Genomic DNA, 6,245 nt, shown 5'->3' on the forward strand with positions numbered 1-6,245 from the left:
CGCGCTGGCCGAGCGGCTGGCCGCGGCCGGCCTGACCGCGCCGTGGTGGCGTCGCTGCGACGTCACCGACGTAGCCGCGCTGCAGGCGGCGATCGGCGAGGCGGCGGCCGAGCTGGGCGACTTCCACGTGCTGCTCAACAACGTCGGCAGCGACGACCGCCATGCGCTGGAGGCGGTGACCCCGGAGTACTGGGAGCGCTGCGTGTCGATCAACCAGCGTGCGGCGTTCTTCGCCATCCAGGCGGTGGTGCCGGGCATGCAGCGGCTGGGCGGCGGTTCCATCGTCAACCTCGGCTCCACCGGCTGGCAGAGCAAGACCGGCGGCTACCCGGTGTACGCCACCGCCAAGTCCTCGGTGAACGGCTTGACCCGCGGCCTGGCCCGCGACCTGGGCGCGGCGCGGATCCGCATCAACGTGCTGACCCCGGGCTGGGTGATGACCGAACGCCAGGTCACCCTGTGGCTGGACGAGGCCGGCGAGCGCGAACTGGCGCGCAACCAGTGCCTGCCGGACAAGGTGATGCCGGAGGACATCGCGCGCATGGCGCTGTTCCTGGCCTCGGACGAGGCGCGCGCGATCACCGCGCAGGAGTTCGTGGTGGACGGCGGCTGGACCTGAGCGCGGTCGCGCGGCTGGGCGTCGCGGGGGCACCGGTTCGGGCAGGGCAACAGCGGAGGCGGTATCCGGCTTCGCTCGTCGGGGCTGAAGCCCCTCCCACAAACAGCCGGGCGCTGCTGCTGGGCGGCGCGTTGTGGGAGGGACTTCAGTCCCGACGCGATCAGCCGTCCGCAGGCAGCGACGGCGGGGTCGCCGTCACGGCGACACCGTAGACCGTCGCCGCCGCCTCCTGCAGCGCCTGCAGCACGATCCGCGCGCCGGGCGACAGCAGCCAGTCGCGGCGGGTGATCAGGCCGAAGGCGTCCATGCGGCAGGACAGCGCCACCGGCACGATCGCCACGCTGCCGTGGTCGGCGAAATGCCGGGCCACGTCCTCGGGCACCACCGCCAGCGCGTCGCCATGGCGCAGCAACTGCGGCAGCACCACCAGCGCTGAGGTCTCGATCACCCGCTTGGGCGCCTCCAGCCCGGCGTTCTGGAACATCAGTTCGAAGCGGTGGCGCAGCACGCTGCCGTCCGGCGGCACGATCCACGGCGTCTCGGCCAGCACCGCCAGCGTCGGCACCGGCCCCGCCAGCAGCGGATGGCCGGGGCGGGCGATGGCGCAGACCTTTTCCTCGGCCAGCGCCTGGTAGTGCAGGTGGCGCTTGTCGTGCCGGGCAAACAGCCGCGCCACCACGATGTCCAGCTTGTTCTGCGCCAGTTGCTCCAGCAGCACGTCGCTGCCGTCCACGCGCAGGCTCACCCGCAGCAGCGGATGCTGAGCGCCGACCTGGGCCAGCGCCGACGGCAGCAGGCTCATCGCCGGCCCGGCGATCGCGCCGACGGCCACGCTGCCGGCATAGCCGGCCTTCAGCGCCTCGATCTCGGCGCCGGCCTCGCCCAGGCTGGCCAGGGCGATGCGCGCGTGGCGGATCATCGCCTCGCCGTACCAGGTGGCGCGCATGCCGCGCGGCAGGCGCTCGAACAGCGGCACCGCCAGCATGTCCTCCAGGTCCTTGAGCAGCTTGGAGGCGGCCGGCTGCGACATGTTCAAGGTCTCGGCGGCGCGGTGGATGTTGCCTTCCTCCTCGATCGCCAGCAGCAGCATCAACTGCCGGGTCTTCAGGCGGGCGCGGACGAACCAGGGCGGGGCGGCGGGCATGGCACTCAGAGTGATATGAATGTTCGTATACGTTAAGCCAAAACCGATATTTGTTGCATATAGGTCGTCCGGCCAGAATAGCGACGAGCGCTTCGCGTCGCGCCTGTCCCGCGTCGCGCGCTGCGCGCCCGCATTTCGACAGGCGACCGATGCATGCGATTGATCCAGTTGCTCGATGACGCCGGGACGCCCGGCGTCGGTGTGGTGGAAGACGATGGCCGCCAGGTGCGGCTGCTGCGCGAGGTGGCGTCCACCTATGCGCTGGCCAACGCGGCGCTGGCCGCCGGCGCCAGCCTGGAGGCGCAGGCGCATCAGCTGCGCGGCGAGCGCGTGCTCGACTACGCCGCGCTGCTGGCGGCCGGCCGGGTGCTGCCGCCGCTGACTCATCCAGACCCGGCGCATTGCCGCGTCACCGGCACCGGCCTGACCCACCTGGGCAGCGCCGCCACCCGCGATGCCATGCACCAGAACCTGCAGCAGCAGGCGGCACAGGGCACGCTCACCGATTCGATGAAGATCTTCCAGCTCGGCGTGGACGGCGGCATCCCCCGCGACGGCCAGCCCGGCGCGCAGCCGGAATGGTTCTACAAGGGCGACGGCAGCACTCTGGTCGCGCCGGGCGCGCCGCTGCCGTCGCCGGACTTCGCCCTGGATGGCGGCGAGGAGCCGGAACTGGTCGGGCTGTATGTGATCGGCGCCGACGGTGTGCCGTACCGGCTCGGCTTCGCGCTGGGCAACGAGTTCTCCGACCACGTCACCGAACGCCAGAACTACCTGTACCTGGCCCATTCCAAGCTGCGCGCCTGCGCGGTCGGCCCGGAACTGCGCTGCGGCGCGCTGCCGCGCGACCTGCGCGGCCACAGCCGCATCCGCCGCGGCGATGCGGTGATCTGGGAGAAGCCCTTCGTCACCGGCGAGGCCAACATGTGCCATTCGCTGGCCAATCTCGAATACCACCATTTCAAGTACGCCGCGCACCGCGTGCCCGGCGACGTGCACCTGCATTTCTTCGGTACCGCCACGCTGAGCTTCGCCGACGGCGTGCAGGCGCAGCCCGGCGACCGCTTCGAGATCGAACTGGCCGAGTTCGGCGCGGCGCTGGTCAATCCCTTGCAGCGCGTCGACAGCGGATTCGCCGTGGGCGGCGTGCGCGCGCTGTAGAACCGCACGGAGGTAGGCATGACCCGACGTTTCCAGAGCTACATCGACGGCCGCTGGGTGGCCGGCGACGACCTCGCCCCCGACGAGAATCCGTCCGACCTGTCGGCACCGGTCGGCGAAGCCGGCAGCCTCGACGCGGCCGCGGTGCGCGAGGCGATCGCCGCGGCCAACGCGGCGCAGTCGGCGTGGGCTGCGAGCACCCCGCAGCAGCGCGCCGACGCGCTGGACGCGGTCGGCAGCGAGATCCTGGCGCGCAAGCAGGAACTGGGCGCGCTGCTGGCCTCGGAAGAGGGCAAGACCTTGCCGGAGAGCATCGGCGAGGCGGCGCGCGCAGGGCAGATCTTCAAGTTCTTCGCTGGCGAGGCCCTGCGCATTCCCGGCGAGACGCTGGCCTCCACCCGGCCCGGGGTCAACGTCGAGATCACCCGCGAGCCGGTCGGCACGGTCGGCATCATCGCGCCGTGGAATTTTCCGCTGGCGATCCCGGCGTGGAAGATCGCGCCGGCGCTGGCCTACGGCAACACCGTGGTGTTCAAGCCGGCGGAGATCGTGCCCGGCTGCGCCTGGGCGCTGGCCGAGATCCTCAGCCGCGCCGGCCTGCCCAACGGCGCGTTCAACCTGGTACTCGGCAGCGGCAGCACGGTCGGCCAGGCGCTGGTCGGCGAGCGCGGCATCGATGCGCTGAGCTTCACCGGCTCGGTGCCCACCGGCAACCGGCTGTTGCGGCAGGCCGCCGAGCGCGGGCTGAAGATCCAGCTGGAGATGGGCGGCAAGAATCCGCTGGTGGTGCTGGCCGATGCCGACCTGGACCTGGCAGCGGAGATCGCGGTCAACGGCGCCTACTTCTCCACCGGCCAGCGCTGCACCGCCTCGAGCCGGCTGATCGTCGAACGCGCGGTGCACGACGACTTCGTCGCACGTGTGCGCACGCGCCTGGCTGCGCTGAAGATCGGCCATGCGCTGGAGCCGGGTGTGGACATCGGCCCGGTCGCCAGCGCCAGCCAGTTCGACCAAGACCGCGACTACCTGCGCATCGCCCGCGAGGAAGGCGCCGAACTGCTCTACGGTGGCGAGGCGCTGGAGTGCGCGCACCGCGGCTACTACCTGCGCCCGGCGCTGGTGGCCGCGCAGCCGCAGCACCGCATCGCCCGCGAGGAAGTGTTCGGTCCGGTCGCCGCGGTGCTGGTGGCCGACGACTACGAACACGCGCTGGCCCTGGCCAACGACACCGAGTTCGGCCTGTGCGCCGGCATCGCCACGCGCTCGCTGAAGCACGCCACGCATTTCAAGCGGCATGCGCAGGCGGGCATGGTGATGGTCAACCTGCCCACCGCCGGCGTCGACCCGCACGTGCCGTTCGGCGGACGCAAGGCGTCCAGCTACGGCCCGCGCGAGCAGGGCCGCTATGCGGTGGAGTTCTACACCACGGTCAAGACGGCTTACACATCCGCACCATGAACTGATCGAATCAGCGCACGCCGGCCTGGGAGGGTGGGCGGCGCGTCGCGGCCTCCGGGCCCGTCCGCCGCCAGCGTGCCATCAACGAGGAGGGGCTATGCACAAGCACACGTCGGGAATGCGGGCGCTGGGAATCGCGGCACTGCTGGGGATGGCGCTGGCCGCCTGTTCCGGCGGCGGCAAGGACGCCGGCAAGGCGCCCGGGCAACTCACCGTCGGTTTCAGCCAGGTCGGCGCCGAGAGCGAGTGGCGCACCGCCAACACCGCCTCGATCAAGCAGGCCGTCGCCGATGCCGGCATGAAGTTGAAGTTCTCCGATGCGCAGCAGAAGCAGGAGAACCAGATCAAGGCGCTGCGCTCGTTCATCGCCCAGCGCGTGGACGTGATCGCGTTTTCGCCGGTGGTGGAGTCGGGCTGGGAGACGGTGCTGCGCGAGGCCAAGGCCGCGAAGATCCCGGTGGTGCTGACCGACCGCGCGGTGAAGGTGTCCGACGACAGCTTGTACGTGACCTTGATCGGTTCGGATTTCGTCGAGGAAGGACGCAAGGCGGCGCGCTGGCTGGTCGAGCGCTCGCCGCTGAAGGATGGCGACAAACCGGTGCGCATCGTCGAGCTCCAAGGCACGGTCGGCTCGGCGCCGGCGATCGATCGCATGAAGGGCTTCAAGGAGATCCTGGCGGCGCATCCGCGCTTCCAGATCGTGCGCTCGCAGAGCGGCGACTTCACCCGCGCCAAGGGCAAGGAAGTGATGGAGGCGTTCCTGAAGTCGGAGGGGCGCAACATCGACGTGCTCTACGCGCACAACGACGATATGGCGATCGGGGCGATCCAGGCGATCGAGGAAGCCGGCCTGAAGCCGGGCAAGGACATCCTGGTGATCTCGGTGGACGGGGTGAAGGGCGCGTTCGAGGCGATGCAGGCCGGCAAGCTCAACGTCACCGTCGAATGCAATCCGCTGCTGGGGCCGCAACTGGTGCAGGCCATCCGCGACCTCAAGGCCGGCAAGCCGTTGCCCAAGCGCATCGTGGTGGAGGAATCGGTGTACACCCAGGACCAGGCTGCGGCCGAACTGCCCAAGCGCAAGTACTGAGGCCGCGCGCATGCATCCGCTGGTGCTGGAGGCGCAGGGACTGAGCAAGGCCTATGCCGGCGTGGCCGCGCTGGAGGACGTGGCGCTGCGTTTGCGCGGCGGCGAGATCCACGCGTTGATGGGCCAGAACGGCGCCGGCAAGTCGACCCTGATCAAGCTGCTCACCGGCGTGACCGCCGCCGACGCCGGGCGCATCGCGCTGGATGGCGCGGTGGTGGCGCCGGCGTCGCCGCAGCAGGCGCAACGGCTCGGCATCAGCACCGTGTACCAGGAAGTGAACCTGTGCCCGAACCTGTCGGTGGCCGAGAACCTGTTCGCCGGCCGCTACCCGCTGCGCGGCTGGCTGCGGCGCATCGACTGGCGCCGGGTCGAGCGCGAGGCCGAGGCCGGCCTGCAGCGTTTGGGCATCGCCATCGACGTGCGGCGCGCGCTGGGCAGCTATCCGGTGGCGGTGCAGCAGATGGTGGCCATCGCCCGCGCGGTCGGCGTGTCGGCGCGGGTGCTGATCCTCGACGAACCCACCTCCAGCCTCGACGAAGGCGAGGTGGCCGAACTGTTCCGGGTGATGCACGCGCTGCGTGATGGCGGCATGGCGATCCTATTCGTCACCCACTTCCTGGACCAGGTGTACGCGGTGGCCGACCGCATCAGCGTGCTGCGCAACGGCCGCCTGGTCGGAGAATACACGCCGGCGGAATTGCCGGCGCCGCAACTGGTCGCGGCGATGGTCGGGCGCGCGCTCGACCCGGCCAGCGCCGCGGCCGCCGCGGTGC

6 protein-coding genes are annotated in these 6,245 nt (G+C 70.8%); 5 read left to right on the forward strand and 1 reads right to left on the reverse strand.

Translation table 11 applies throughout. The annotated features are described in order from the left end of the window. Positions 1–619: SDR family NAD(P)-dependent oxidoreductase (locus D183_RS0112375; protein WP_017909268.1), on the forward strand; the 619-nt coding region annotated here is incomplete at its 5' end. Positions 620–779: 160 nt separating this feature from the next. Here the strand turns inward: D183_RS0112375 and D183_RS0112380 are convergent. Continuing rightward, entirely contained in the window at positions 780–1,763 is a 984-nt protein-coding gene (locus D183_RS0112380) for a LysR substrate-binding domain-containing protein (RefSeq protein WP_017909269.1), read from the reverse strand. A gap of 153 nt (positions 1,764–1,916) precedes the next feature. On the opposite strand from D183_RS0112380, the gene araD1 reads away from it, so the two are divergent. The 4 genes from araD1 to D183_RS0112400 form a co-directional block, all read left to right on the forward strand. After that, a complete protein-coding gene (gene araD1, locus D183_RS0112385; protein WP_026144418.1) occupies positions 1,917–2,924 on the forward strand; it encodes an AraD1 family protein in 1,008 nt (335 codons plus the stop codon). An 18-nt stretch (positions 2,925–2,942) separates the two neighbouring features. After that, entirely contained in the window at positions 2,943–4,382 is a 1,440-nt protein-coding gene (locus D183_RS0112390; RefSeq protein ID WP_017909271.1) for an aldehyde dehydrogenase family protein, read from the forward strand. A 97-nt stretch (positions 4,383–4,479) separates the two neighbouring features. After that, positions 4,480–5,472, forward strand: a complete 993-nt coding sequence (locus D183_RS0112395) for an ABC transporter substrate-binding protein (protein WP_039727380.1) — start codon at positions 4,480–4,482, stop codon at positions 5,470–5,472. A gap of 10 nt (positions 5,473–5,482) precedes the next feature. Next, on the forward strand, positions 5,483–6,245 hold a 763-nt coding region (locus tag D183_RS0112400; protein ID WP_017909273.1), incomplete at its 3' end, for an ATP-binding cassette domain-containing protein.

This window comes from Xanthomonas sp. SHU 199, assembly GCF_000364665.1.
Classification (GTDB): domain Bacteria; phylum Pseudomonadota; class Gammaproteobacteria; order Xanthomonadales; family Xanthomonadaceae; genus Xanthomonas_A; species Xanthomonas_A sontii.